Source organism: Ensifer sp. GW101-20A05, assembly GCF_059424735.1.
On the sequence record NZ_JBWKZT010000001.1, the window covers coordinates 178610 to 203847 of the forward strand.

The 25238-nt window shown below is 63.1% G+C and carries 34 protein-coding genes and 2 pseudogenes; 16 read left to right on the forward strand and 20 right to left on the reverse strand.

Features of this window, described 5'->3' with window-relative positions; translation table 11 throughout:
- Window positions 1-95: 95 nt before the first annotated feature.
- The 7 genes and pseudogenes from AC070A_RS00920 to AC070A_RS00950 all read right to left on the reverse strand — a co-directional run bounded on the left by AC070A_RS00920 (window position 96) and on the right by AC070A_RS00950 (window position 4855).
- Window positions 96-299, reverse strand: coding sequence for a hypothetical protein (locus AC070A_RS00920; RefSeq protein WP_058323330.1), 204 nt, complete (start codon window positions 297-299; stop codon window positions 96-98).
- Window positions 296-1099, reverse strand: coding sequence for a hypothetical protein (locus AC070A_RS00925; protein WP_494773555.1), 804 nt, complete (start codon window positions 1097-1099; stop codon window positions 296-298). The genes AC070A_RS00920 and AC070A_RS00925 overlap by 4 nt, the downstream gene beginning before the upstream one ends.
- A gap of 70 nt (window positions 1100-1169) precedes the next feature.
- Window positions 1170-1604, reverse strand: a complete 435-nt coding sequence (locus AC070A_RS00930; RefSeq protein ID WP_246805892.1) for a hypothetical protein — start codon at window positions 1602-1604, stop codon at window positions 1170-1172.
- Between the two features lie 25 nt (window positions 1605-1629).
- Window positions 1630-2424, reverse strand: a pseudogene (locus AC070A_RS00935) (portal protein); the annotation flags it as partial.
- A 241-nt stretch (window positions 2425-2665) separates the two neighbouring features.
- Window positions 2666-3142 carry a hypothetical protein gene (locus tag AC070A_RS00940; protein WP_113736985.1) on the reverse strand — a complete coding sequence of 159 codons (477 nt, stop codon included), beginning with the start codon at window positions 3140-3142 and terminating at the stop codon, window positions 2666-2668.
- Window positions 3142-4581: a terminase large subunit domain-containing protein gene (locus AC070A_RS00945; RefSeq protein ID WP_112995535.1), complete on the reverse strand. Its 1440-nt coding sequence runs from the start codon at window positions 4579-4581 to the stop codon at window positions 3142-3144. Before AC070A_RS00945 ends, AC070A_RS00940 begins: the two co-directional genes overlap by 1 nt.
- Window positions 4466-4855 (reverse strand): hypothetical protein, encoded by a 390-nt coding sequence (locus AC070A_RS00950; protein ID WP_113133112.1) that lies wholly within the window; start codon window positions 4853-4855, stop codon window positions 4466-4468. The genes AC070A_RS00945 and AC070A_RS00950 overlap by 116 nt, the downstream gene beginning before the upstream one ends.
- Window positions 4856-5267: 412 nt before the next feature.
- Here AC070A_RS00950 and AC070A_RS00955 point away from each other — a divergent pair, with 412 nt between their 5' ends.
- The 4 genes from AC070A_RS00955 to AC070A_RS00970 all read left to right on the forward strand — a co-directional run bounded on the left by AC070A_RS00955 (window position 5268) and on the right by AC070A_RS00970 (window position 7331).
- The gene (locus AC070A_RS00955; protein WP_057254007.1) at window positions 5268-5636 is read left to right on the forward strand and encodes a tetratricopeptide repeat protein; all 369 of its coding nucleotides are present in this window, start codon (window positions 5268-5270) and stop codon (window positions 5634-5636) included.
- 433 nt (window positions 5637-6069) lie between these two features.
- Window positions 6070-6237, forward strand: coding sequence for a hypothetical protein (locus tag AC070A_RS00960; RefSeq protein ID WP_176907390.1), 168 nt, complete (start codon window positions 6070-6072; stop codon window positions 6235-6237).
- Between the two features lie 334 nt (window positions 6238-6571).
- Window positions 6572-6703 (forward strand): hypothetical protein, encoded by a 132-nt coding sequence (locus tag AC070A_RS00965; RefSeq protein WP_255571009.1) that lies wholly within the window; start codon window positions 6572-6574, stop codon window positions 6701-6703.
- A gap of 325 nt (window positions 6704-7028) precedes the next feature.
- The gene (locus AC070A_RS00970; RefSeq protein ID WP_113398944.1) at window positions 7029-7331 is read left to right on the forward strand and encodes a hypothetical protein; all 303 of its coding nucleotides are present in this window, start codon (window positions 7029-7031) and stop codon (window positions 7329-7331) included.
- 127 nt (window positions 7332-7458) lie between these two features.
- On the opposite strand, the gene AC070A_RS00975 is transcribed toward AC070A_RS00970, so the two are convergent.
- Both AC070A_RS00975 and AC070A_RS00980 read right to left on the reverse strand, forming a co-directional pair.
- The gene (locus tag AC070A_RS00975; protein ID WP_110879491.1) at window positions 7459-8004 is read right to left on the reverse strand and encodes a BA14K family protein; all 546 of its coding nucleotides are present in this window, start codon (window positions 8002-8004) and stop codon (window positions 7459-7461) included.
- Between the two features lie 117 nt (window positions 8005-8121).
- Window positions 8122-9204 (reverse strand): D-alanine--D-alanine ligase family protein, encoded by a 1083-nt coding sequence (locus tag AC070A_RS00980; protein ID WP_057254003.1) that lies wholly within the window; start codon window positions 9202-9204, stop codon window positions 8122-8124.
- 27 nt (window positions 9205-9231) lie between these two features.
- Between AC070A_RS00980 and AC070A_RS00985 the strand changes: the two genes are divergently transcribed.
- Complete coding sequence (locus tag AC070A_RS00985; protein ID WP_156414718.1) at window positions 9232-9375, forward strand: hypothetical protein; 144 nt, start codon at window positions 9232-9234, stop codon at window positions 9373-9375.
- A 19-nt stretch (window positions 9376-9394) separates the two neighbouring features.
- Window positions 9395-9976 (forward strand): dienelactone hydrolase family protein, encoded by a 582-nt coding sequence (locus AC070A_RS00990; RefSeq protein WP_113736986.1) that lies wholly within the window; start codon window positions 9395-9397, stop codon window positions 9974-9976.
- A gap of 540 nt (window positions 9977-10516) precedes the next feature.
- Here the strand turns inward: AC070A_RS00990 and AC070A_RS00995 are convergent.
- Both AC070A_RS00995 and AC070A_RS01000 read right to left on the reverse strand, forming a co-directional pair.
- Window positions 10517-11332 carry an SDR family NAD(P)-dependent oxidoreductase gene (locus AC070A_RS00995; protein WP_218372987.1) on the reverse strand — a complete coding sequence of 272 codons (816 nt, stop codon included), beginning with the start codon at window positions 11330-11332 and terminating at the stop codon, window positions 10517-10519.
- 111 nt (window positions 11333-11443) lie between these two features.
- Window positions 11444-11902 (reverse strand): MarR family winged helix-turn-helix transcriptional regulator, encoded by a 459-nt coding sequence (locus AC070A_RS01000; protein WP_063891506.1) that lies wholly within the window; start codon window positions 11900-11902, stop codon window positions 11444-11446.
- 494 nt (window positions 11903-12396) lie between these two features.
- Here AC070A_RS01000 and AC070A_RS01005 point away from each other — a divergent pair, with 494 nt between their 5' ends.
- On the forward strand, window positions 12397-13347 hold the full coding sequence (locus AC070A_RS01005) for an alpha/beta hydrolase (RefSeq protein ID WP_057254444.1): 951 nt from the start codon (window positions 12397-12399) through the stop codon (window positions 13345-13347).
- A gap of 15 nt (window positions 13348-13362) precedes the next feature.
- Here the strand turns inward: AC070A_RS01005 and AC070A_RS01010 are convergent, their stop codons facing one another.
- Entirely contained in the window at window positions 13363-13986 is a 624-nt protein-coding gene (locus AC070A_RS01010) for a LysE family translocator (RefSeq protein ID WP_093234675.1), read from the reverse strand.
- A gap of 115 nt (window positions 13987-14101) precedes the next feature.
- Here AC070A_RS01010 and AC070A_RS01015 point away from each other — a divergent pair, with 115 nt between their 5' ends.
- From AC070A_RS01015 to AC070A_RS01025, 3 genes are all read left to right on the forward strand, one after another.
- Window positions 14102-14554 carry an Lrp/AsnC family transcriptional regulator gene (locus tag AC070A_RS01015; protein ID WP_057253994.1) on the forward strand — a complete coding sequence of 151 codons (453 nt, stop codon included), beginning with the start codon at window positions 14102-14104 and terminating at the stop codon, window positions 14552-14554.
- A gap of 250 nt (window positions 14555-14804) precedes the next feature.
- On the forward strand, window positions 14805-15188 hold the full coding sequence (locus AC070A_RS01020; protein ID WP_112995609.1) for a nuclear transport factor 2 family protein: 384 nt from the start codon (window positions 14805-14807) through the stop codon (window positions 15186-15188).
- Between the two features lie 91 nt (window positions 15189-15279).
- Window positions 15280-15930, forward strand: coding sequence for a glutathione S-transferase family protein (locus tag AC070A_RS01025; protein ID WP_057253992.1), 651 nt, complete (start codon window positions 15280-15282; stop codon window positions 15928-15930).
- 108 nt (window positions 15931-16038) lie between these two features.
- Here the strand turns inward: AC070A_RS01025 and AC070A_RS01030 are convergent, their stop codons facing one another.
- Window positions 16039-16845, reverse strand: coding sequence for a class I SAM-dependent methyltransferase (locus AC070A_RS01030; RefSeq protein ID WP_057253990.1), 807 nt, complete (start codon window positions 16843-16845; stop codon window positions 16039-16041).
- 341 nt (window positions 16846-17186) lie between these two features.
- Here AC070A_RS01030 and AC070A_RS01035 point away from each other — a divergent pair, with 341 nt between their 5' ends.
- Window positions 17187-17651, forward strand: coding sequence for a cupin domain-containing protein (locus AC070A_RS01035; RefSeq protein WP_057254440.1), 465 nt, complete (start codon window positions 17187-17189; stop codon window positions 17649-17651).
- 235 nt (window positions 17652-17886) lie between these two features.
- On the forward strand, window positions 17887-18357 hold the full coding sequence (locus AC070A_RS01040) for a nucleoside deaminase (RefSeq protein WP_057254438.1): 471 nt from the start codon (window positions 17887-17889) through the stop codon (window positions 18355-18357).
- Window positions 18358-18516: 159 nt separating this feature from the next.
- Here the strand turns inward: AC070A_RS01040 and AC070A_RS01045 are convergent, their stop codons facing one another.
- From AC070A_RS01045 to AC070A_RS01065, 5 genes are all read right to left on the reverse strand, one after another.
- The gene (locus tag AC070A_RS01045; RefSeq protein WP_057253988.1) at window positions 18517-19119 is read right to left on the reverse strand and encodes a hypothetical protein; all 603 of its coding nucleotides are present in this window, start codon (window positions 19117-19119) and stop codon (window positions 18517-18519) included.
- Window positions 19120-19223: 104 nt separating this feature from the next.
- Window positions 19224-19901: a helix-turn-helix domain-containing protein gene (locus AC070A_RS01050; protein WP_244495697.1), complete on the reverse strand. Its 678-nt coding sequence runs from the start codon at window positions 19899-19901 to the stop codon at window positions 19224-19226.
- The gene (locus tag AC070A_RS01055; RefSeq protein ID WP_143032972.1) at window positions 19891-20427 is read right to left on the reverse strand and encodes a hypothetical protein; all 537 of its coding nucleotides are present in this window, start codon (window positions 20425-20427) and stop codon (window positions 19891-19893) included. Before AC070A_RS01055 ends, AC070A_RS01050 begins: the two co-directional genes overlap by 11 nt.
- 458 nt (window positions 20428-20885) lie before the next feature.
- Complete coding sequence (locus AC070A_RS01060) at window positions 20886-21086, reverse strand: hypothetical protein (RefSeq protein ID WP_057253982.1); 201 nt, start codon at window positions 21084-21086, stop codon at window positions 20886-20888.
- Window positions 21087-21091: 5 nt separating this feature from the next.
- Window positions 21092-21997, reverse strand: a complete 906-nt coding sequence (locus tag AC070A_RS01065) for a hypothetical protein (RefSeq protein ID WP_492384638.1) — start codon at window positions 21995-21997, stop codon at window positions 21092-21094.
- 95 nt (window positions 21998-22092) lie between these two features.
- Here AC070A_RS01065 and AC070A_RS01070 point away from each other — a divergent pair, with 95 nt between their 5' ends.
- Entirely contained in the window at window positions 22093-22740 is a 648-nt protein-coding gene (locus AC070A_RS01070; protein WP_057253980.1) for a S24 family peptidase, read from the forward strand.
- 374 nt (window positions 22741-23114) lie between these two features.
- On the opposite strand, the gene AC070A_RS01075 is transcribed toward AC070A_RS01070, so the two are convergent.
- Complete coding sequence (locus AC070A_RS01075) at window positions 23115-23363, reverse strand: hypothetical protein (RefSeq protein ID WP_057253978.1); 249 nt, start codon at window positions 23361-23363, stop codon at window positions 23115-23117.
- A gap of 247 nt (window positions 23364-23610) precedes the next feature.
- Here AC070A_RS01075 and AC070A_RS01080 point away from each other — a divergent pair, with 247 nt between their 5' ends.
- From AC070A_RS01080 to AC070A_RS01090, 3 genes are read left to right on the forward strand one after another with little or no spacing between them, the layout of a single operon-like run.
- Window positions 23611-24036 (forward strand): hypothetical protein, encoded by a 426-nt coding sequence (locus AC070A_RS01080; RefSeq protein ID WP_112995530.1) that lies wholly within the window; start codon window positions 23611-23613, stop codon window positions 24034-24036.
- Window positions 24033-24296 (forward strand): hypothetical protein, encoded by a 264-nt coding sequence (locus AC070A_RS01085; RefSeq protein ID WP_110881668.1) that lies wholly within the window; start codon window positions 24033-24035, stop codon window positions 24294-24296. Before AC070A_RS01080 ends, AC070A_RS01085 begins: the two co-directional genes overlap by 4 nt.
- A gap of 35 nt (window positions 24297-24331) precedes the next feature.
- Window positions 24332-24736: a heme-copper oxidase family protein gene (locus AC070A_RS01090; RefSeq protein ID WP_057253974.1), complete on the forward strand. Its 405-nt coding sequence runs from the start codon at window positions 24332-24334 to the stop codon at window positions 24734-24736.
- Between the two features lie 187 nt (window positions 24737-24923).
- Here AC070A_RS01090 and AC070A_RS01095 read toward each other — a convergent pair.
- Window positions 24924-25046: pseudogene (locus AC070A_RS01095) on the reverse strand (entericidin); the annotation flags it as partial.
- Window positions 25047-25238: the final 192 nt, after the last annotated feature.

Genomic DNA, 25238 nt, shown 5'->3' on the forward strand with positions numbered 1-25238 from the left:
TATGGAACGGGCACCGTCGGCCCGGATTTCGTGAACGAGCCAGACGATGCCGGCGAGTAACAAGCCGCCAGCCAACAACTTCGGCCAGGGTAGCATCATCTGGCCCAGCCAAGGCGGCGCGCGAGCACGTACCAGGTTTCGGAGAGGACGCCGGCAGCAAGGCCGACGCCAACCTCCAACAGCATCTGGATGTCCGGATCATCGGCAATCGCGGGACCGGTTTCAGGCGCCAGCAAGCCCTTCGCAACAAGCAAGCCGGCGCCATAGCGCAACACGATGCGGATCATCACGGCGCTCATTTCGCCCGCCTCGCGAAAATTGAGACAATCACGGTGACAAGGCGTTCGAAGATGTTGCCAAGAGACAGGGCCGAAGCGCTGACGCCCTCGCCTTTTGCCTCCGATCCCGACGTTCCGGGTCGAAGCACCACGATGACGCCCGCCTCTGCCGGCCCCACCTTTTGCTGGCCACTCCGGCCATATCCGGCTTCCCGCAATGCCGCCTCGAACGCCCGACCATAAGCCTCGATCTTCGGACCATTTTGCCTGATGTCACCATTGATGATCGCGCGGGATGCCGCATAACGATAGCCGGTTGCCGCCCCGGAAAGGCTCTCGTCCGTGTCGAAGTCGGAAAGCCGTTTCCCGGTAAAAAGCCCCTCCGTCATGCCGTCGAACAGGATGCGCACTGCGGTCGCCATCTCGCTCGCCTGTTCAGGTGCCGCCGCGATGCCGAACTTCGCATAATTCGCCTTGCCGGTTATCTGGGCCAAACCGCGCCCGCGATAGCGCCACCCGTCATCGGCCTCCACATTCCCGAGCCGCCCGCCATAGACCCGGTTCGCAAGCTTTTGCGGCTTGCCAGCATAGGGTTCGGCACTCGCAAGTGTCGGGAATCGAGCAGGCCACACTTGGGTGAGCCGCTTCGCGGAATAATTGAGATTTTCTTCAACCGGCAGCATGGAGCTGCCGGTTTCGTGGTAGACGGTTGCAAGGATCGCTGCCAGTTGGCAGAGGCTGACACCACGGCGACGCGCCTCGTCGACGATAGCGTCAACGCCTGCCATCTGTAGGACAGATAGAGAGATGCCGAACACCACGCTGCCCCGTCGCCGGAGAGCGGCAAAGAATACCGATCGGTTCATAAATCACCTGTATAGCAGAGGGCGGCTAGAGATTGACTGCCGCGAGCCACAGAGCATCGACCTGCAGATCTGACAGGCCCAGCCCAACCGCAACCGTCGCGACGAGTGGGTGCCCACGCTGAAACGTCTCGGCATATTCCCACTCAATCTGTGCCTCGTCTCGTTCGGGGCCCACAGGTATCGCGGCAATCGTCGTTGCCACGGCCTCTGGCGAAGCGCCCGCACTAACGAGACCGAGACGGAATTGCCGCGCGGAGAGCGATGGCATCACTCTACGGCTCTCCTCATCCGTCGGAGGAACATACTTGGCAATTGGAAAATCATGGTTGCCGTCGAGCCATTTGCGGATGGCCGGATTGAGACCAAAACGCCCTGGCTCTGCCGTCGCAGGCGTTGCCGTTGCCAAGGCACCCAGCGCCATCAGAACGCGTATGGAATTGCCAAATCCAACAGCGCACATTGCCTTCCTCCACTCCCGAAGCCTATCGCCTGCGGGCAAATTCTTCGTCCTCGCCATCGGCATTACCGGCAATGGCAAAACCTTCGACGAGATCACGGTCGTAGCCCATGGCGATCAGATCCGAGCGGCGCATCCGCCGCTTGATGCCGGCAATCGGGCTGTCGTCGATCGAGATCGCATCTGGATGAACGAGGAATTCCTCGAGCGGCACGGCGGCAAGCCTTGTCGCCCCACGCTCGGCCGTACGGCGGATCTTGACGGTGAAGACCGGCTGCTCCACCGGCCCGGTGGGCAGCTCGATCCGTTCGACCGATTGCGCCTGTTCCAGCACCTCCACCGTGTCGTCGGCGATCAGTTGCACCAGGGCGGCCTCGTCGAGCCCGCTATGGGTCGAAACCTCGACGCTTTTCTTCTTCTCGTACCACCAGCGGATCACGCCGTTGCCGAGCTTCAGCGCGTCATGCGCTGCATCCTGCACCGCGTCATAGCCGTCGCTTTCGGGAAAGACGATGTAGTTGATGTAGTCGGTCGCCTGCTCGGCGCCTGCCTCGTCGCCCTGGTTGACCGGCTGGTATTCCACCACCTTGTCATTGCCAAGCACGGTGCGGATGAGCGAAGGCAGCACCTTCTTCACCGCCGCCCGCACGTCGCGCGAAACCACCTTCGAGCGGTTCGCTTCCGCCGGCACGTCGGCCATCACGCCGTCGTAGTATTCCATTGCCCGCACACGCGTGGCCGAAAGCTGGTCGCGATAGTCCTCGCAATCCCTGACGAGCTGGCTCACGAGCTCCGTCAGTTCCGGTTTCGTCATCGCTGCCATCAGAGAACCTTTCAGGGAGGAATATGGTTGAGATGCTGCCGTTGTCACGCGCGGCCCGAACGGGTGCGGCCGCGCCCTGGGGTTGATCGGCAGCGGAAAGATGTCGCATGAACATCGTTTTGTCGTGAGGGATTGGTGACGGCGAACACCGGGGTGAGAAACCTTAGGTCGCCAGCTCACCGCTTGTTGTTGCAGAATGTTGGACAGGTCGGCAACGGAGGGCAGCCGTCGATCGATTGCATCACCCCTTGCGGCGAGACCTTCGATGAGACCTGACCGCGGCCAACCAGTCTGGGAGAACGAATATGCCACTGGCCGACGCGACGAACTGAGCGATGGGCATGAACCCCTCTTGCCGCGCCATGCCACTCGACAGGGCAGCGAACGTCACTAAGCCTCCGAGCCCCAGGTAGGCTCGCTTCATCTCTGCCACCGGAATAACGTCGAAGAACCTGGAAACGTAGTCGGGCTCGCGCCACAGTATCAACGCGGCAATGAAGGTGAAAGACAGTATTGTCCAGGCATAGACCGAGAGCGTGGCGCTCCTGGCCGTTACGATGCCGCTCTGGTGCAGTAGGCGGCTGAAATCGAAATCGCCAACAGCACGCCAAGCAGCGCCCAAATCAGCCTTCGTTTGCTTCCCCAGAAAAAATACATACCCGCACTGGTAGCGAGCCCGCGTTAAAAGTTCGCTTCCGGCAAGGGTGTTCTCTGCCATCAGAGAACCTTCCGATCGGTAAAGGCCCAGGCGGCGGCGTCCGCCTTCACCCGGGCAAAGCGTTTCATCATCAGCGCATAACGAGAGGCCGAAATCACGTCGTCGCGCTCTTTCACGATCCGGCCATCCTTGCGGTGGTAGAGCCTGAACTCCTCGAACCATTCGCTCGCAGTGGAAAACACCTTGAAGCGCCCGGTCTGCATGCGCTGCAGCATGTCGGAGATCCCCGCCTCGACGCCGTTGGTGCCGTCGTCGAAGGTCGCACGCTCCAAAAGCATCGCCAGCCCCTGCCCGCGATATTGCGCCGCCAGCTGCTCGCCCGAGCCCTTGTCGTGCTGCAGCCCGTCATGCGGCCACGCCCACGGCAGCCAGGGCCCCCAAGGTTTGAGCGCCGCCGCATGGATGATCGGCGTCGCCTCGCGCTCGCGGTAGACCCGGGTCACATAGAAGACATCGGCCTCCCGGTCCCAGGCGCAAAGCGCTGCGGCAAAGGGGTGGTCCCAGCCGAAGTCGAGCCCGCCGATCTGCACCCAATGCCTGGGTATCTCGAACGGCTCGACGCGGATCTGTTCCTCGGTCACCGGGAAAATCCGGCCGGAGCCGAGTGTCGGCACACCCTTGGTGCGCGCTTCCTTCTCATGCGCCGGGTAGCTCGCAACGATCTTCGCGCGCTCCTGCGGCGTGTAGTGCTCGGCATCGTCAATCGTCATCGTCACCACGGTCCGGTCTTCGGAGGGTTCCAGCAGGTAGCGGCTGACGACCGAGCTCATGCCTTTCAGCGGCGTAAAGGTCACGGCGACCGAGCCGCCCGTCGCATTGGTGCGGGTGATGCCCTCGAAATAGACATCCTCCGGCGGCTCCTCGTCGAACCAGACATAGTCCACCGTGTTTGCCTGCCATTTCGCCCGGCCCTGCTCATAGGCTTTGAGAAGCAGCGTCGAGGTGCCGCCCGAAGCATGGCGCACCGTCACGCTGTCGAGCGCGCCGGAAGCGCTGGAACGCCGGGTCCAGCCTGAAATATTCGATTTCGGGATATAGCCGGTGCCCCAATCCTCCTCGCTCATCGGCGGGCCGACGAGCAGCCGCTGCACGCCATCGCGTGTCAGCTCGTGCGATTCCGAGCCGCCGATCATCGTGATCGGCCGCTCGAACCGTCGGCCCGCCCACCAAGAGGGATAGTCGCCTGTCAGATGCATCGCCGCTTCCGCAGCACCGGCCAGCGTCTTGCCGAGCTGATTGCCGGCCATGAACAGCCGCTCGCGGAACGTGGCCCCTGCTTCATGGAATGCCGTCTGCCTCGCATAGGGCCGGTAATAGAGCAGCCTATTCGTGTTCTGCCGGCGCCCGATCTCCATCGCCAGCTCCATCCGCTCCTTGAGCAGCAAGGAAAGGCCGGATGGTTTGGTCGAGCTTGCGGATCCGCTGAAGGAGTTGTTCATCCGTCATCTCGCCGATCTGGTTGGCATTGATGGTCACGTCCTTCGGCATCAGCGCCGCGACGGCCTTCAGGAAATCATGCGGGTTCTTCTCGATCAGCGCGTGGATCGCCGCTGCCCCGCGGCTTTCCCAGGCCGAAAGCATGTCTTCGAGGAAAAGCTCGCCGAGTTTGGTGCGTACCGCCTTGCGGGCGCGCGGCCGGATGACCGCACCTGCCCGGTCGGCGCGCGGCAAAAAACGCCCGGTTTTCGGGTCCTTGGCTGGTTTGCTTGTCATGGAAATTACTCCGGGCAGGCTGAGCCGCTGAGCCTGCTGGCAGCCGCGGCTTTGACAGAAAAGGCACTCGGCCTCGACTTCGGTCCGTCACCTCGTCTTTGCTCGAATGGCTCGGCGCACCTGCCAATCGTCGAGCGCCGTCACCGCGGACAGCGCAACGCGCGCCGAGCGTGACAGCCGATCACAGAAAATTGCGGGTGTCACGCCGGATGTCACGCTTGCAACCTTGACTTCAGGTTGTATCCGGTCATCAATGCGGCCCACCGGGTTGCCCGTTTCGGGTCCTCTTGGCGGAATGCATCGCAAGCGCCCTGCTAGCCAGGGAAAAGCCAAAGTAGTTCAAGATTTTGAGTAATTTATCAGCCTAGCAGGCCCGCTGCGGGAACCGTGCGATGGATGCAACAGGTGTCAGATGATCCGCAACGCGTTCAGTAAGTTGAAGACCATTTTCACCCCGCGGCCCTCCGCAACGAATATCTCGCCCAGGTTGCTTGAACTGGCCACCTCGGGGAACGTCGACGCCCAGGCAAAACTGGCCGAAATCTATTTCAACGACGGCGGCGAGGAACACTACGCCGCCTCGCTTCACTGGAACCGGCAGGCCGCCCGCCAGGGTCATCCCGCCGCGCAGGCCCGTCTCGTCACCATCTATCAAAGGGGGCTCGGCGTCGAGCGCGATCCGAAAGAGGCCTCGCGCTGGCTTCGCAACATTGGGCAACCGCGCGCGCGAATTGAGCCCGCCCGCGCCGTTTCCGGCAAGATCGCCAAACAGGAAGCATAGCAAGCGCCAACCGGCCTTCGCGAAGCACCGTAACGATCCGCAACGGTCAGGCGACCTTTGCGCGGCTGATAAGACGCGCGGCGCTGTAGGCCGCTCGCCTTAGCTGACCCCGGAATCAAAAAGGCCGCTTCAATGACGAAACGGCCAGCCTGTAATATCCTTAGCCCGCTTCTGGCCGTTTGGCAAGCCCCTTTGCCTAAATTTGTTTCTGTTTTGTTCTTTTTTCGCGAGCCGCCTGCGTCGCTCGCCTCACGCCCACCTGCCGTCTCGCCCGCCCGCTCCCATCGTTTGGTGATATAGTTACGCCCGGCACGCGACACTGCCTTTGCCCCGCGGTCCCGCGGCAATGGAGCGCCGGCCATGACCAAGCGCGCCATGTCCGGTTCGATGGCGAGGCGGTCGAAGGCCGTTCCCACGACGACGGGAGGATCCCATGACCCCACGATATCTGCTTGCCGCTGTTATCGCGGCGCTTGTCGCGCTTGCCGGCTGCACCACCGACCAGGCCAGCCGCAGCACCGCCCCTGCCCCAAGCCAGGGAAACCAGGGCACGCAAGGCGGCCAAGGCATGAGCCAGGGCGGCGGAAGCTCCGGCTACTAAAGCATGTCGCGCAAAAGTGCGTAGCGGTTTTGCGATAACGACATGCGACAAACCAATAAAGCACGTCGCGCAAATGTGCGCAGCGGTTTTGCTGCGACAACCCAAAACTGAACGGCCCTGTGACGAGCGTCGCCGACCGCAGGCTGCCTGTCCAGTCCGCGTATGACAGCACCGCCATGCACGGAGCCTGCCGGCACCGTTCGCCTCGCTTCGGCGCTTGCTGATTGAACCTCCGGCGCCGAAACGCGTTGAGTAACCATGACGCGCAATCTCGGTGCCACGCCATTTGTTTGCGCGCATTCTGTGTTAAGCTTCCCCTTGGGAGGAAAATGCCATGGAGAATTTCTTCGCACTCGCCGCCATCGTCGTCGGCTCCGCCATCCTGGGGCTTGCGCTTGCCTACGGAATGCGCCGCAAGGACGCACACCGTCCTCCCGATCATGACGACGCCCGGTTGAAGTTCTAAAGCCTGTCGCGCAAAAGTGCGCAGCGGTTTTGCGACAACGACATGCGAAATATCAAGAACTTAAAGCGCAAGGAGCGAATCTGAAAGATCGCGACGCTTTAGAGCCGCTGGCTCTTCCATGAAACGTGCTAAGCGCGCAAGCGCCCGCTTCGCAGCGCCACTCGTTCGCCGGGCCGCACCATCTTGAGCGCGGACAGCGTCGACTGGCGACAGCGAGCACTTTGGCTCCCTTCCTCTCACAGACGTTCCCCTTGCCCGGCAGCCGGGAACCTTTCCCGCCTCCTCGCCTTACTCCTTCGACATGACCAACCGAGGAGATGCGAGGATGAGCAAGGCGAACCCGAAATCACGTGATCTCAGGCAGACACCCGAAGACCTGTCGCAACCCGCAGAACCGACCGTCGTGCCGATCGGCAGGATCCCGCCGTTGCCGGTCGATCTGGTTCCTGAGGGCGATGACATTCCGCCGGGTGACCAGGGCCGCGTGCCGCCGGTTCCGAGCCGCGATGAGGCCAATGTGAACCCGGACGACGCCCTGCCCGAAGACGGCGAGGAGAAAATCCTCGACGACGACCCGGCGCGCGAAAAGACCCGCTTCGACGAGGAGCTTCCGAAGAGCAGCCGATAGGCATGTCGCGCAAAAGTGGGCAGCGGTTTTGCGATAAACGACATGCGGCTAACTGACTTGCAAGCATGAACAGAAAAGCCCGCCGGTCACCACAACCGACGGGCCTTTTTTTTGGAACGCGCTTCGCTCAGAAATAGGGCGAATAGCACTGCTGGCGCGGGCCGCCATAGGGCTGGAACGAATTGTCCCAAGCGCGGTACGAGCGGTAGCGGGCATAGCACCAGTCCACGTGCCGCGGGTTCACGCCGGCATCCGCCCGGCGCGGCGGCGCGGCAATGGCGCCGCCGATGATGACGCCGGTGCCAAAGGCCGCCAGCGGATACCACCAGCCGTCATTATGGCGGCGATAGCCATAGCGCTCGTAGCGATAGCCGCGGTAGCCGTTATAGTGTCCATAGCGGTAGCCGCCATCCCAGCCCGGACGCGGACGATAGCCGCCATGCCAGCCTGGCCGCGGACGGTAGCCGCCGTCCCAACCGGGGCGCGGGCGATAGCCGCCATGCCAACCCGGCGGACGCCGGCGATAGTGTCCGCCGTTCCATTCCCGGTGCTGCACCAGCTCGACGTCGCTCTTCTGCGCCCGCTCGATGGCAACCGCCGGCACGGCATTCGCCGGCGTGATGCCCGAAAGAGCCGTAACCGCCGCCATTATGACGATGGCAATCTTCTTCATCTCATCACCTGTCCGTTTGGAAACAGGCGGCAGTTTCGCGGAATGACGTGAACCCACAATGAATGCGATACATCTAATATGTAATACAACCCAAAGGCAGCATCCGCGGCTAGTGTTTCATGCGCGCGCGGCCCCATCCCCACGCAACGCGAGCGCATGCGCAATCAGCGTTTCCACCGCCGCGACATAGGAGATTCCGTCTGCCGCAAGCGCCTTGGCATACATGCTGATATTGGTGAAGCCGGGAATGGTGTTGATCTCGTTGATGACGAGGCTTCCATCTGGCCGCAGGAAGAAATCGACGCGCGCCATGCCGGCGCAGGCCAGTGCCCGGAAGGCCCGCTCGGCCATCTCCTGCGCCCGCGCGCCCACCTCTTCGGCAAGGTCCGCCGGCGCATTCACGATCGCGCCGCCAGCGTCGACATATTTGGCGTCGTAGCTGTAGAAACCGTGGCTTTCGGCGGGGATGATCTCTCCCGGCCGCGACACGGTGAGCCTGCCCTTGGCGTCTTCCAGCACCGAGCACTCGATCTCGCGGGCCTGCACGAACTCTTCGATCAGCACCTTGTCGTCGTGGCGAAACGCCTCTTCCAGCGCAGCCGCAAGCCCGTCGAGGCTATTGACACGGCTGACGCCGACGGATGAGCCCTGCCGCGCCGGCTTAACGAAAACCGGCAATCCCAGTGTTTCCAGGATGGTTTCGCCGGAATAGGCGTCCTCCTGATGCAGCGCGATGGCACGCGCGACTGGCAACCCCTCGGCCGCAAGCAGGCGCTTGGCGAGCACCTTGTCCATGGCGGCTGCCGAAGCCGCAACGCCGCAGCCGACATAGGCGACATCGGCCGTCTCGGCGTAACCCTGCACCGTCCCGTCCTCGCCGAACGGCCCATGCAGCACCGGAAAGATCAGGTCGACGGCCGGCAGCAGCCCTTGCGTTCCGTCGGCGGCAATGGTGACCGCCCGGCCCTTGCCGCCCGGGATCAGCGCAACTTGCGTTCCTGCCGCCGGAATGGTCCGGGGCAGCTCGCCGTTTTCAAGCTCGAGCAACAGCCAACGCCCATCTTTGGCAATGCCGATCGGCACGATCTCGTAGCGTGCTCTGTCAAGCGCGGCGACGACATTGCGCGCCGACATCAGCGAAACCTCATGCTCCGCCGAACGCCCACCAAACAACACGGCAATGCGCAACTTCCCTGTCATGACGTCTTTCCTTCAGAATCGTGACCAATGCTGATCCGCAAGGAAGCGGTCGAAGATGGCAACAAGACGTCAAGGAAACGTGCTATCGCTGCGACAGGAAAATTTTCTCAATCGACCGCAACACCGCTTGACCCTTCAGGCGGCGAGACACAATTGGAACGCGAAGGATAATTTGAAGGAGAAGTCGTCCATGGCCGAGGTCCTGCTCTTCCATCACGCCCAGGGGCTGACCCCGGGAATGCACGCTTTCGCCGAGGACCTCCGGGCCGCCGGCCACACCGTGCACCTGCCTGATCTCTTCGAGGGGCGCACCTTCGCAAGCATCGAAGAAGGCCTCGCCTATATCGGCGAGGTCGGCTTCGATGAGATGCGCGAGCGCGGCGTTCGCCTCGCCGACGCGCTTCCCCAGGGCCTCGTCTATGCCGGCTTCTCCTTCGGCGTCCTGCCGGCCCAGAAGCTCGCCCAGACCCGGCCCGGCGCCCGCGGCGCCCTACTCTTCTACTCCTGCATCCCGATCAGCGGTCAGTGGTCCTTCGGCCCCTGGCCGGATGGCGTGCCCGTCCAGATCCACGGCATGGACAACGACCCGATCTTCGTCGGCGAAGGCGACATCGACGCCGCCCGCGAACTCGTCGAGAAGGCCGACGATGCCGAGCTCTTCCTCTATCCCGGCGACCAGCACTATTTCGCCGACAGCTCGCTGCCGTCCTACGACGCGGCGGCAACGGCGCTGCTGACGGATCGGGTGCTTGCTTTTCTCAAGCGGGTCTGAAGCTGCCCTATTGTAGGAAAAGCTCGGAGTTGCTCAGCAATCCCACCAATCGGTCATGGTGGCCTTGGCCGCTTTGCGCCAACAGTAGACATTCGCCGACCGCGGCGCCGTGGCCGATATGGGGCCGAGAGCGGGACGGCAGGTTCCGGGCAGCAGCATTGATGAAGCGGACATTCGCTATCGGCTTAAATCAGCAGGTCGGCCATTGACTGCTGTCGACCCCTCCAGGTCGTACCTTGACCTGGATGTGAGCATCTGCTTCGGCCAAAAGCTATAGTCCATCGAGTGCGCAGCTGCCAGTCGCTACGCACTCGAGGATTCAGCTCAGTGGCCGGTGAATTAATCGCAAAGCCATGGCATTTTCGAGGTGGACGATGCAGCTCCGAAACATGCGTTCCGGATAGCCCCGGTTAGCGACCTGGATTAGTCACCCTGATATATCCGCCCCAAAACGTACAGGATTCTAATTTCGGTCGACTGACGTTTGCGCTTCACGGACGAAGCGCGCCCGGTTCGCGTTGACGAAAGCTTCTACGGTCATCAGCGGGCCACCAATAATCTTCGTGCCGATGTCATCGAGACCGGCGAGGAGACCCTCTTGCTGGTCCAGCTCCGCAGCTTCGAAGTGCCGCCGCAAGACGGTGTCATCCTCGAGCCCCGCGAGCTCCAGAAAGGCCGATACGGTAAGCTGCTCGAAGGGCAGATCGACTCCGAGGACCCGACCAACCTCTGCGCGAGCTCCTCGTGACTATACTCCTTCGGGCCGTGCAGCTGGTAGGCTTGGCCGCCGTGGCCTTCCGGTTTCTCCAGGATGTTGGCGATGATCTTCGCCGTATCGGCCGCGGCCAGCGGAGCAAAGCGGCCATCCTTGTTGAATGGCATGACGTAGCGGCCGCGCTGGATGAATGTCGAGATGTAGAGGAGCCACTCGGCGAAGAAGGTGATGCGCAAGTTCGTCGTCGGGATGCCTGACCACTTGAACACCTGCTCCGAAAGCCAATGGTTCTGGGTCACCTTGCTGCGCGCGTCGGGCCTGGATTGCTTGTGGGACAGGTTGACGATGTGCTCGACGCCCTGCTCTCTCGCCACCTGTGCGAAGATGACTGCCGCCTCCACGAGACCGTCGGCAATGGGATAGCAGAAGTAAGCGCGGTCGACGCCGTCGAAAGCCAGCCGCATATCGCGCAGGCTGGTGATGTCCCCATAAACGATCTCGGCACCCAGACTGGCCAGCTCCTGCGAGCGAGCGTCCTCCCGACGAGCGAGGGCGCGGACCTTTAGGCCTTTCTTCAGCAGTTCCTTCACGGTCGGACGCCCCGTATCTCCGGTTGCACCGGTCACCAGAATCGTTGTCATCGCATTTCTCCTTTCGATAATGGCATCAGGCGCTCCGCGGCGTCCTAATGCTGCATATACAACACATGGGAAGCAGTGTTGTATATGCAATACCATAATTTCAGATTCCGGCTAATCGCGCGGAATGTCGTCCGCGACGGTCTTGATTGCGCTCAAGCCTGCTTGCCCAAGCAGCTTGGACGCTCGTTCCTGCCCCGCCCGCCAGGCCGGCATGGATGAAAACAGCAGGTCTTCGCCAGCTTTGCTCAGCCGAAGGGGGCGCTGACGACCTTGAACCTTGTCGGGGACCTCTTCGATCCATCCCGCGTCCAGCATCAGCTTGAGGTTTCTCGTCAAGGTGGAGCGATCGAGGCAGTTGGCTCGGCCGATTTCGGCACGCGTCGCGACGCCCATCCGCATGATTGAACCGAGTAAGGTGTGTTGCGAGGACACTAGGCCGAACGGCCGCAGTTCCTCGTCGAAGATGTTGGTCATAACGCGTGAGATAAGGCGCGCCCGCGAAATTACGCAGGCATCTTCCAGTTCCCGCAGCATTGCTCGTCTATCGTCGGGTAGGGAACGCAGGTTCATAAGTCTCTCGATGATGCATCTACAACATGTAGTCAACCAGTATCGCGTTTCAAGGAGGATACGAAACCCTGATGTCTCAGCGCATGCCACGGGCGATGATCTGCATAAACGCCGGAACGTTCGCTCTCGCTGGAAGCTGCCGTTCGCCGTATCATCCGAGGACGGCAGCAGAGTCCCATTGAGGCCGTTGCCGCTCAGCGCCGCTCCACGTGAATGAATGGCAGCTTCTGGGCTCGGCGATCGGCGCGCTGAACGGCTCAAATGGGGGCGCAAAGCAGCCGTCCGCGATGCGAACCTCTATGTCCGGTTTGAGCCGAAAGCTGCCGAAACGAACGACCGCTGAAGCCGTCAGCCGAAATGAATATTGAAATCCTCTTGCAGAAAGTCCTAGGCACTGGAAATCCCAGGCGAATTCACACTAATATAACGTCGCCGAACAAGCTTCGGAAATTGGAAATATACTACTGCAAACCTTGAAATACTTCGGAGCAACCGTGCTTATCTACTCGGACGAAAACCTTGAGGTCATCCATCGCCCGGGCGCCTCGGCTTACCTCCTCATCACCTTCAACGAGATGGAAATCCAGGCAAACGGGAGCCGCTACTGGGGCCAGCGCTTTTGCGAGAAGGCGGATATCGCCGCCCTCGGCTTCATCAGCAAGCGTCCCAACTGGTTTCCGGCCGAAAGCGTGGTCAAGGCGGTCGAGGCTGCGGCGCCGATCCTGAAGGCAGCACCCGAGCGCATCCTCTACGGCCATTCTCAGGGCGGTTATGCAGCGCTTCGCTACCGCCGGCGTTTCAACGCCACGACAGCCATCGCCTTCTGCCCGCAAATCTCGATCAATCCCAAAGCCGTTCCCTACGACAATCGCTTTCTCAGGCATTTCTCGCCCGACCTGCACGCCAATATGAGTATCGCCCCCGACCATGCCGCCGGCCGCGCCTATCTCTTCTACGACCCGTTCCACGCGATCGATCGCAGGCATGCCGAGCGCATAGCGGAACTGCAGGCGGAAACGCATCTCGTGCCCGTACACATGACCGGTCATGGCACGGTCAGGGTCTTCACCGGAACGCAGCGCGCGCTTTCGCTGATCGATGCCTGCCGCGCCAATGACCTTGCTGCCCTGCGCGCCCTTGCCCGCTCCGCGCGGATCGACGCGCCGATGCGGCCTTACCAGAACGCCGTCGCCGCCATGGCCCGCCACCCGGCCTGGGCCGATCGCCTGCACGCCCGCTTCGGCGATCGCTTTGCCCCTACAGAGCAGGTCAACTTCCTCTTCCACCGCGCCAATCGCCATATCCGCGACGGCAACCTCGTCACGGCGCGCGACATGCTGACGAATGCCCTGTCGCTCCTGCCCGGCCACCCCGCCGTCACGCTTCGCCTGCGCGACCTCGACGCCCGCATCGGTCGCGAAGAAAAGCTGGCTAAAGCGTCCTGAGGCGGCCGCCACGCCTCATCGGACCATGACAAGCTGCTCGGCGAGCAGGAACAGCGCGATCGCAATCATCGCCGCGCCTGAGAACTGGCTCACCAGACGGGCCACGCGCGGGCGCGTCCTGAGGACCATGCTCGAACCCGTGCCGACAAGCGAGTAGATCAGCGCACAGTTGAGCATATGCACGGCCCCGAGCGCCGCGATCTGGCTCGGGATCGTCCAGCTCCCGTCGCGGCTGGTAAACTGCGGCAGCAGCGCCAGGAAAAGAAGTAGCGCCTTCGGGTTGATGCCGCTCACCGCGAAACCGCGGACGATCCACCCGGTCCAGCTCCTGGCCGCCTGATCTTCATCGGCCACCGGAACAGGCGGATGGGCCAGAACCCCGACGCCGAGCCAAAGGAGATAGCCCGCTCCCAGCACGGTAAGCACCGTCAGAACCGCCGGAACGCCGGCGACGAGCGCGCCGACGCCGGCCGCGACCACCAGAGTGATCGCAAGATAGCCAAGCAGCATGCCGGAAACGGCCGGCATGATCGCCCTGTCTCGCAATCCCGCCGAGATCGCATAGGCCCAGTCTGCGCCGGGTGTCAGCACCAGCGAAAACGATATCGCCCAAAACGCCGTCAACAGACCCATTTCCATCTCGCGCCACCTTCCTTCGGATACCCGCGCCATCAAAGGAAGAATAGCGTTGCATCACGGGGATTAGCTCCATATCTCTTGCCGAGATGTGGCATATTGAGGTAATATCTCCCTCATGGATGATACGGACCGCAAGATTCTTGCTGAGCTTCAGAAGGACGGGAGACTGTCGGTTACCGAGCTCGGCGACCGCATCGGGCTCAGCCTTTCCCCCTGCCATCGCCGGGTCAGGGCGCTCGAGCAATCCGGCGTGATCAGCGACTATCGCGCCAATATCGATGCCGCCAAGGTCGGCCTCAATTTCTCGGCGATCGTCTTTGCGACGCTCAGGGAAGGCAGCCGCGAGAACGTGCATGCCTTCGAAAAGGCTCTTTGGGCGATACCGGAAATCACGCAAGCCGAGCGTCTGTTTGGCGATCCCGACTACATGCTGCACGTGGTGACTGAGGACCTGAAGGCTTTCCAGGCGCTCTATGACGAGAGCCTGCTTGCGCTGCCGAGCGTGCTGCGCCTGACCTCTACCCTTGTGATGAAGAGCATCTTCCAGAACCGGCCGCTTCCTCTTTGAACGGCTGGCTCGCGCCGCCCCGGATGAACTGGTGCGCCACGGCTACAGCGTCCTTTGCGTTCATCTGAACGCACGGCGCTCTGGCAGTTGCCGTCCGAGGTCTCAGCAGATTACAGCGCCGCGCGTCTTATCAGACGCGCAAAGGTCGCTGTAGCACTTTGATTTTCTGCATGCCTTTGTCCTTAAATCGAGGTCGATTAAGGAGACATGCAGTAGTGTACCGGCAGCCCTCGCCCACAGCGGAACAATCATGATGCACGCTCTGCCCCCTCTCGATGAAATCCGTGCGCTTGAAGAAGCACTGCACCGCCCGGAGGTTCGCCGGTCGCGTTCAGCCGTCGAGGCGCTGCTCGCCGAAGGCTTCGTCGAGTTCGGGGCTTCCGGTACGATCTATCATCGTGCGGAAATCATCGATCTGCTTGTGCAGGAGCCAGAGCAAGACGATGGCGAACTGCGCGCGAGCGATTACCGCCTGACCGCCATTTCGCCGGAAGCATTGCTCTTGACCTACAGAACCCATCGCAGAGAAAGCGATGGATCGGAGCGGCACGCACTCAGAAGCTCTGTCTGGAAGCGAAACGGAACCAGGTGGCAGATGCTGTTCCACCAGGGAACGGTGACGGGAGCGGCCTGAGCGGCCCGTCCAGGCGCGACTTTCGCGACGACGTGTCGGGATCGCGGGCTGCCATCCGTCTTCAAGGGAGACCAAGCGATGGAGGACAACGATGACGATCACCATTACCGCTTTCGAACGGTCACCGGATCGCGGCAAGGGGCTCGCGCGCGACATGCGTGTCCGCTGGGCGCTCGAGGAAGTAGGCCTGCCCTACGAGGTTCGCCTTCTGTCGTTCAAGGCGATGAAGCAGCCGCCGCATCTCTCCCTTCAGCCCTTCGGCCAGATCCCGACCTATGAGGAAGGCGATCTCGCCCTCTTCGAGTCCGGAGCGATCGTGCTCCATATCGCCGAGCGCCATGCCGGCCTGTTGCCAGACGAAGCCAATGCCCGGGCGCGCGCGATCGCCTGGATGTTTGCCGCGCTCAACACCATCGAGCCGCCGGTCTTCGACCGTAATCTCGTCCAGATCCTCGAACGCAACGAGCCCTGGTACGAGCACCGCCTGCGTGCGCTCGACGAAACCATCCGCAGACGGCTTGGCGGCCTTTCCAATCACCTTGGCGATGCCGACTGGCTCGATGGCGCCTTCAGCGCCGGCGACCTCCTGATGGTGACGGTGCTGCGCCGGCTGCATGGATCAGGGATTCTTGAGGAATACCCGAACCTTGCTGCCTATGTCGCTCGCGGCGAAGCACGGCCGGCCTACAAGCGCGCCTTCGAGGCCCAGTTGGCGGTTTTCACCTCCGCATCGGCAGGCTAACCCGGAAGCGGCAACCGAGTTGCGTCACTCTGACAGAGCCGCATCACCCGGTTGACCTCTTTCTTCAAGTCTCCAGCGATCCCAGGGGTATGAGCCGCCGCCCTGAATTCAACCTGGCACCACACCTTTGACGGCCCAGGCGACCGCGACATAGGACCGTGGACCATCGACCTCGCCATCGAGATAGGCAGAACGGACCGCATCGCGAAGCCGCGTGCGCGCCGGCTCATTGAGTGTCGCGATATATTCGGCCCCTGGGCCATCCTTGCCGAGATAGGGCGTCCAGTAGTCGTCGAAGGAAGCGTACTCCATGCGGATCGCAAGCTCAGCCGTCTCGACCTCGACAAGGCCGGCCCTATGCCAGGCCGCCTCCAGTTCGCCAGGCCGGGTCATCGGGCGGGTGAAGGCGCGCTCGCGAAGCCGGCGGGCGGCGGGATCAAGGGCTGCCGCCGTATCGAGGAACAGGCGGCTGGCAACGAAACCGCCGCGACCGTCCCACACGGTGGCAGCGACCGTTGCGCCAGGCCGCGCAACGCGGCGCATCTCCGCCACGGCCCGTTCCGGCTCAGAAACGAAATGCAGCATCAGCAGCGACAGGACCCGATCGAACGCCGCATCCTCAAAGGGCAGAGCGCATGCGTCGCCAATCTGGAAGGAGACGCGCGGATCCGGATTGCTGCGGCTGGCGTGTTCGATGTAGGGCGCTGCGCAATCCACCCCGCAGACGGCGGAAAGGTCGGGCCGCGCGGCCAACAGGAATGTCAGGCTGCCGGTGCCGCAGCCGACATCCAGCACCCGTTCGCCCGCCGCGGCTCCGGCAAATGCCAGGAAGGGCACGGCCAGCCTTCGGCTCCAGCGCCCCATCTGCAACTCATATCCGTCGCCAGTGTTGGCATTGAACGTCGATGCAGCCATCACAGCACACTCCAGCCAGCTGAACGGGCGAACTCTACCACAGGCTGGGCAAGCCGAGACATCGGTGCTGGCAAACTGCCGCGTCGATCGGTTTACCGGGTTCGAGACCGATCCCCGGCATGCGGAACCGATCGCCATTCGCGCGCGGTGGATATTTCGCCATCCTCTCGGTAAGCCGGCCAGACAGGGCGCCGCCCCGGCTCCATCGGCGCCGGATCGGACCGTGCCGCACCTCACCCTTCGTCCTGATGTCGCCGCCGACGCATGCAACCATGCCGCCGCGCTTCCTCGGGAGCGCAGCGGACAGGACCGCTCCTGCGAAATTCGATGGGGTATTTGCGATGAGCAGCACAGAACCGAAAGCATTCGCCCTCGCCGGCGTCGTCATGAAGCGTCTGTTGTCCGGCAGCCAGACCGACGGCCAGTTCTGCCTCTTCGAAAACGTCAGCGGCGGCGACACCAGGACGCCAATTCACGTCCACGCCAGCGACGACGAAACCGTCTACATCCTCGAGGGCGAACTGACTGCGGTAATCGGCGGGACCGCGCACCGGTTGACCGTGGGCCAGAGCATCTTTCTCCCGCGCCGCGTACCCCACCAGCTCCTCAACGTCAGCCGCCGGCCGGCGCGCTACATCCTGATCGGCACGCCAGCCATCTTCGACCGGTTTCTGGAGGAAGCCGGCCGTGAACTTGGGCCGGGCGAAGCGGTCAAGCCACCGACATCGGAAGAGCTTGATCGGCTTCGGAGGGCCGCGCCGAAGTTCGGCATCACCCTGCTTGCCGACTGGTCGGATCAAGATTGACCCGCCGCCAGCGCAGGCTGCGGCGGTTGGGGAAAGACCGGGCAATGCGACCGCCTCACCTGTCGCAAGGAGAACGGAGACACACTCCCCTTTGCAAGCGCAGCACCCGCTGGCATGGCGGATGTCTTGCGAAATTGCGGGCAGCGGCGATATCGGACATTCGATTTTCGAGCTACGATCGTCCGAACGGCACCGTCCAATCGGTGGCGTCCACGACGTTGGGGAGCGACAGACCATGACCCGCGATCAGATGCTCGCCCACCTTCGCGCCGCCGACGAAGTCGCGCGCGAGGCCGCCGCGCACGGCCATCATCCTTTCGGCGCGGTCCTGGTCGGCCCCGACGACAGCATCCTGATGCGCCAGGGCAATATCGACACCGTACGCCACGCCGAGACCGAGCTTAGCCGGCGTGCCGCGACCGCCTATCCGGCGAAATTCCTATGGTCCTGCACGCTGGTTTCAACCGGCGAGCCCTGCGCCATGTGCACCGGCACGCTCTATTGGGCGAATATCGGTCGCCTGGTCTACGGCTTCGAGGAGGAAAAGCTCCTTGCCGAAACCAGCGACCACCCCGAAAACCCGACCATGAACCTCGCCTCGCGCACGGTGCTTGCCTCCGGCCAGAAGCCGATCGAGGTTTTTGGCCCCTTCCCCGAGATCGAGGACGAACTACTCAGCCCCCACCGGACCTTCTGGCGCCGCTGATGCGGCGCGCCCGATGGAGTTAGACTGCAAAAGTATCCCGCGGCCGGGTGTGACGAAGCGATTTAGGTGGGGCGTCGCCATATGTCCCTTCTCCCCGCCTGCGGCGAGACGGTGGCCGGCAGGCCGGACGAGCGGTCCAGAAGATGGGCGCCATCTACCTCACCCCTCCTTCTCCCGCGACAGCCCCAAGTGCCAGTGCAGCTCGGTCAGCCCGCGTTTCAGCCAGGCGAGCTGCCGTTCCGGCATGGTGCGCAGCATCTCGTAATCCATGATGCAGACGTTGAAGACCGTCGTCTTCACCTGCGGTCCGTCCTGCAGTTTCAGGAGCACGCCTTCCAGTTCCATCATCCGGTTCGCCGCCTGGCGGGCGCTCCGGGCACGCTCGGCGGAGGTCTCGCCGGCAAAACCCTTGACGCTGAAGAGCGACTGCGCCCTGACACTCGGAAAGGGAATGCCGGTGAGGCTGTAATAGCGCGCCATCTGCCGGGCGTACTCGTCGCCCGCCTCGCGCTCATGCGCCGTCAGCTTGCCGTCGAGGAACATGCGGCCGAGTGTGTAGCCGGCAAAGGGGCTCGCAACATCGACGTCGCGCTTGCCGGAAAAATGCATGCGCTTGCGCGCGTCGAGCGCCACGGAGCGCACCTCCCGTTCGGTCTCGCCGTGCTTGATCTGCCCACCGGGATAGCGTGCCACGTCGGCCTTGCGCGGCCGGCCGGCCCGGCTGGCGCGCTTGATGCGGATGCGTTCTGCCTTGGATGTCATCGTATCGTTTCCTCGTTTCATTCATTCGTCATCGCTGCTTGGCCGTACCGCCGGCCCCGGCTTCGCGCTGACGCAAAATCAATCCAAAAATCAAAAGGCTGCCGTCATCGGCTGGCGCCGCGCCTGTTCACCGCATGCAGCACCGACGTATGGTCGCGGTGGAAGATGCGGCCGAGCGCCGGCAGCGACAGATCCTTGCGCTCCTCGTAGACTGCCGCCATGCAGCGATGGCGCGGCTCGACCAGGCGGCGCTCGCGGCCAACGCCGATGATCTCCTCCCAGGTGATGCCGGGATAGGCGCCAAGCACGTCGTCGATGATCTCGCGCACCGGCCGCCGGCTGAAGAGATCGCCGCCTGCCGCATCCGCCGCGCCGCAAATCATCCGCGCCTGCGACAGAAGCCGCGCCTCCGCATCGGCGAGCGCCAGTTCCAGCTCCGCGATCCGCCGCGTTTGCGTGCGCACCTGAACCGCGACCATGCCCGCCAGATCCTCCAGCGTCGCGGCGGGCGCCGCCTCGCGGTCAGCCGCGGCCATCCCCACGGAACCTTCGGCTTGCGCGTGACCACGCGCGGCCGCCTTCTGCCTCACCTCGTCGCCTGCCGTCATCCGCATTGCCATAGCCTCTGCGCCGCTTTCCGCGCGCGCCTGTCCACGGTGGCGCTTTCCCGTATCGTCGTCACCGCCAGCCCCGGGCACGGCCCTCGCCCGCGCCGCAACGGCGCTTGTCCTGCCGCCTGCAGCTGTCTGCCCTGTCATGAATTCCGTTGCCTCAGGCTGCATGGTGGATCTCCCGGGTTGCAAGCGCGCTTACGTTCTGGGCGGCCGCCTTGGCCGCTGCGTGTGTCCGCCGAAACGCTTCGAGCCTGGCGCGAACGCGGGCACGACTGGCTTCGGAACGGCCGGTATCCCGGGGCTTGAGGGCGGCGATCGTCTCACGCTTGCGGGCAAGCTCCGCCCGCATGCTCAGCGCCTCTGCCTTTGCCAGTGCCGCCAGCACCGGCGGCTTCGGGATCGTGCCCAGCAGCACATTGGCGTTGGCCGCATAGTCGCCGCGGATCAGCTTCTGCGTCGCCGCCGTTAGCCCACAGCCCGGCACGCCGGAGAGCGCATAATGGTAGACGGCGAGGATCTTTTTCGGCTCGATCCCCTGCGGCATCGTCATGCCGGCCGTCTGCATCGCGTCGAGGCTGCGCAGCACCGCCGCCTCGCTGGCCGGCGCCAGCCGTTCAGTGAGCGCGGTAATCTCCCGGCTCAAGGTCGAAAGCCGGGCCTGCGCCGGCAAACTCATCATTTCCAAGAGGGTCATTGTTTCGGTTTCCTTTGATTTCGCTTTCAATCGCTTGCCTGCATTCCCGCTGGTGGCGGGCAAAGGCGGTCTCGTGCGGCGGCGCCTGCTGGCGATGTCCGCGTCGCGGTGGTCCGGCGTCTCCGGCCCGGCCCGCCGCGGTTGATCGGCTCGCGACTTGGGGGCCGCCAGCCCTGGCTGGTCGGCCGGCATTGCGCATCCAGTTCCGCCAGGTGGCCGCCCAGTCGAGCTTGGTGGCATTGCGGCCGGATTTGGCGGTCCAGTAGTCGCGAAACTTGTCGAATTCGATTGTTGCCTCGGCCGGCCCGAAGCCGAGCCCGGCGGCAAACGCCCAGTCGGGCTCGAAGGTCGCGGGCAGCCGGCTGGCCCTGCGGCCGCGCCCCGACCGCGCTGCATTTTCCGCCCCCAGGTGGAGATCGAGCTGAGGGCCGCTCCCGGCCGGAGTCGTGTCGGGAGAGTTAGAGGACACCCGCCGCTGTCGCCGTGACATCGCGTGACGTCACGCGCGCCCTGTGACGCTGCTGCCGTTCGCGATCGCCTGCCCGGCGCCGCTCGATCTCCGACTGCTGCCCGGCTTCGGCGGCGCGCACGGCGCAAAGGATCATCTCCGGCGACGCACCGGATTGAACCAGCGCCTCGACGATCGCGGTGATGCGCATGGCCGCTACTCCCCGCTCGGCCGGGATGCGGCCCCGGCCCTGGCCTTGCCGGGCGCCGCGGCAACAGCGCTGCCGCAGACGCGTACCAAAGGCGGCAGGACGCCCGCGCCCTTGCTTTCCGCCTGTCCTCTAGAGCGCCGTGCGTTCGACCGAACGCACAAAGGACGCTCCAGCACTTTGATTCCAGAGCATCTTTCCGCCTCCAGCGTTTCCACTTGAAAGCGGGAAGCTCCAGGCCTTCCTGTCAGACTGTCCTGCGCCATGCCTTTTCCCATGCCTTCGCCTTTGGCCGCCCCGTCTGGCACGGCCATTCCATCGCGCTCATCGCGCGCCAAATCCGCTTGTCTCCCCACCCCGCCGACAAGCCGCTTCCAGCATCCGCCCCTGATGGGCGGACCGGTCAGGCCCTTCGGTCCCTTGCGCCGCGCATCCCAAAGGAATGCAGGCGGGACGACGGGCGCCACTTCGGGCTCGTGAGCCGGCACCGCACCCCCAAGGAGCGCAGCCGCCTGCTCCCGGCGCCCGGACCGCGCACGCCGCCAGCCGCAACCATTGCCAGTTCCGGAGGCATGCGCCGGTGACGGCTTGCCGGCGACGAATTGCAGCGAGAGGAGGAAAAGTGCTGACGGTTTCCCGCTCGCGCCAATTTCGATCGCGCTCATGTTGCCGGGCCGAGCCGACCCAAGATCATCGTAATCGAAGAGCGAGAGGCTCCGGGGAGGAAGCGGAACCTCTCGCCCGCTGCGCACCCCGAAATCGTTGCCGATCGGGAAGACAGCAGCTTTTCTCAAAATGCTCACCGCAATTGCTGCGGAGACCGATCTGTGGGGCCATTGACAGCGCCGCGCGTCTTTTAAAAACGCTGGCGATGCCGGCCGCCGCCGGAAACTCAGGCGATTTGCACCGCTCATTTCCGTTGACATCCTATTCATAGTAGGATTTCCTACACTCATCAAGAGGAAATTTCCTATTGGACGTAAGAAACGGAATCTGGGATGCCAGTGCCATGGACGAATTGCGCCGCCTTATCCGGGAAGCAGTCGACGCGAAGAAGACGACCTACAAGGATCTGTCGATCGCGATCGCGAAGAACCACGCCTATATCCAGCAATTCGTCGAGCGCGAGACACCGCGGGAACTGCGCGAGCGCGACGCGCGCACGATCGTCGATCTGATTCAGGGCGCCCCCGCCGCCGAAGCGGCACCGAGACGTGCGCCCGGCTTCGCACCGCAGATCGTGCCCGGCGAACAGCTCGTCGGCCATCGCGACCTACCGATCTTCGCCGCCGCGCAAGGCGGCGACGGCCACGTGATCGTCACCTTCGATGCGGTCGAATATGTCAAGCGCCCCTCGGTGCTTGAGGGCGTCAAGGGCGCCTACGGCATCTACCTCACCGGCAGCTCGATGATCCCGGCATACGAGCCCGGCGACATGGCGCTCGTCCACCCGCATCTGCCGCCGGCGCGCGACAAGGACGTGGTGCTCTATCACGTGCCGCCCGCCAACGACGCCGAAGCGATCATCAAGCGGCTGGTCTCCTTCAACGACCGCGAATGGACGCTCCGGCAGTACAACCCTTTCCTGGAATTCACCGAGAGCCGGGTCGAGTGGTCCTTCTGCCACCGGGTGGTCGGCAAATACAGCGCCCGCTAGAGCCTGCAGGGCCAAGCGACGATATCCTTGCATATTCAACGTGCTATATCGCTTACCTGATTCAAAGCAGCATGCCGACCACATAGCTGCTCACCCCCTGAACAGGGCCGCGATGGGCGCCAGCTTGTCTCGACGACTGGCAGTGGGGTAGCGAGTCCCGACCACAGGCACGTCAATTCTGCACCAAGTGCCAGCCGATCCAGGGACAAATCCCGCACGCCACAGGCACTGGCTGGTTCGCCCCTCACCGCCAGGCGAGGATGCCGCGGGCAAGGCATCGCCTCGGGGCAGTCCTCAACACTTCGCCATGCAATCGCCGCCGTTCCGCATGCCGTCACAAAGCGTTCGGTCCGCTGCCTCCTGCCACTTGACACTCAGGCCGCCATCCCCTCCTCGATCTCCATCGGCAGGTCGCCCGACATGAAGAGCAGCGTGGCGTCCTCGAACTCCCCGGTCGCGAGATCGCCTGAGCGGCTGAAGGCCACGACGCCCACCTTGGTCGCTGCCAGCCTTTCGGCCAGCCGCACCGCATGTTCGGCCCCGGTCGCCTGCACCGGATTGTCGGCAAGCAGCGCCCCGCGGCTCCCCAGCGTGAAGCTCTGAACCACGAAATAGGTGATCATCCCATGCTCCTTTTCCGCCACCTGGAATGGCGGCTCCAAGGTGGCGCAATCGATCGAACAAAACAAGAACAAATAATCGCCTATCGACAACTAAAAGCGGCCGCGCGAAGAAAATTCCTGCCGGCAGTGCCTTTCCTATTGAAGTATAAATAGGAATTTTCCTATATTGCCACAGAACGAAACCGGAGGGACCGATGGCACCCGCAAGGGCGCGCCAGCGCGCACCTCGAACAGGCCGAGGTGAACGATGCCCGACGTGTTGATCGCGGATGCTGTGACAGGCCCCGCCCCGTTCCTTCACGGGCGCGAGGTCATTCTCGCCGTCATGACGCTCGGCACCGGCTATTTTTGCGAGGAGACAGACACGGTCGGCACCACCTACCGCACCGCTGCCGATTGGCTTCGGGTCCACGATGGCGAGCATGTCGCAAAGCTGATCCGCTTCGATCTCGACGTCCTCCACGGCGAAGACGTGACCGAGACAGTCGCCGACGCCTGGCTCGAAGGCTACGACCAGAGCCCGCAAGAGGAGCACAAGCTGCCGGCCTTTGTCCGCACCTCCGACGCCTGGGAGCGCTGGTGCGCGGATTTCGACGCGGAACGCTCCCCCTACAGCCAGGCCGTCCACGGCACCCTCAACCACCGCCAGCAGTTCGGTGCCGATCTCAGATGACCATGACGCTCGACAAGTCCGCCCTCTTCGCCGCCATGGAAGCCTTCTGGGAAGCCGAAGGCGGCAATGAGCGCGGCGTGGAAGCCGCGATATCCGCCTATCTGCAGCGCCAGAACCTCACCGCTTTCAACGACATGGCCACGCGCAAGCGCGCCGCATTGGCCGCGGCAACCGCCCGGTCGCATGGATCCGCTCGCGGGCATGACGACGGCGCAAAGTGCCCAATATTGGCAATCATTATTAATTTGCAAAAATGCTAATAAAGTAAGCGGGGAGCATCAAGAGGAGAGAATCGATGCCGCGCCTTGCTCAATTGTATTTCAAGACCGCAATCATATTCCTGATCATCGGCCTCTGTATCGGCCTGCACATGGCTATCAGTCAGGATCATGCCGCCACGCCGGCGCATGCCCATACAAACCTGCTCGGCTGGGTCACGATGGCAATCTTCGGCATCTATTATGCGCTCAATCCCGCCAAGGCCGAGCGCCGGCTCGCCATGATCCAATATTACGTCTACACCTCAGGCGTCGCCGTGCTGGTGCCGTCGCTCTATCTGATGGTCACCGGCAGGCCCGAGATCGAGCCCATCGTCGCCGCGGCCTCGATCGTCGCCTTCGTCGGCGTGCTGCTGTTTGCAGTCGTCATCTTTTCGAGCAGCGAAACGGTCGCTCAGCCGAACGCCTTGCGGCCGCGATAACGCTCGTCCGGGCACCGACCGCACCACCATCGAGCGCGAACACAGGAAAGGCCGAAGTGCCTTTCCTGCATCGGGTTCTTGCGCCCTAGATCATTTCATTGTTTCATCGAAACACTGAAGTGATCTAAGTCTTTGAAATTACGCAATTCCGAACGGAAAACCGTTTCGCACTTTTCCTGGATTTGCTCTATTTCGAGGTCGACTTCAGTACCCGGTGCGTCGCGTCGTCGAGTGCGTGGCCGGTCTCGGCTCCATCCTGCCGAAAGCCGCGCGCCGTGTTGCCACAGGCCGAAAGGGCAAGAAGCGCTACAGCGCCGCGCGTCTTATCAGACGCGCAAAGGTCGCTGTAGCACTTTGAATTGCTGCATGTTCTTGTCCTTTAATCGGGTACGATTAAAGGACACATGCAGTAGGCAGAGGACCATGAGCATCGTCTTTGACATCATCGTCTCCGTCAGTTTCTCCTTTCGGAAATGAGGCGGAACGCGGCAAAGTCAATCGG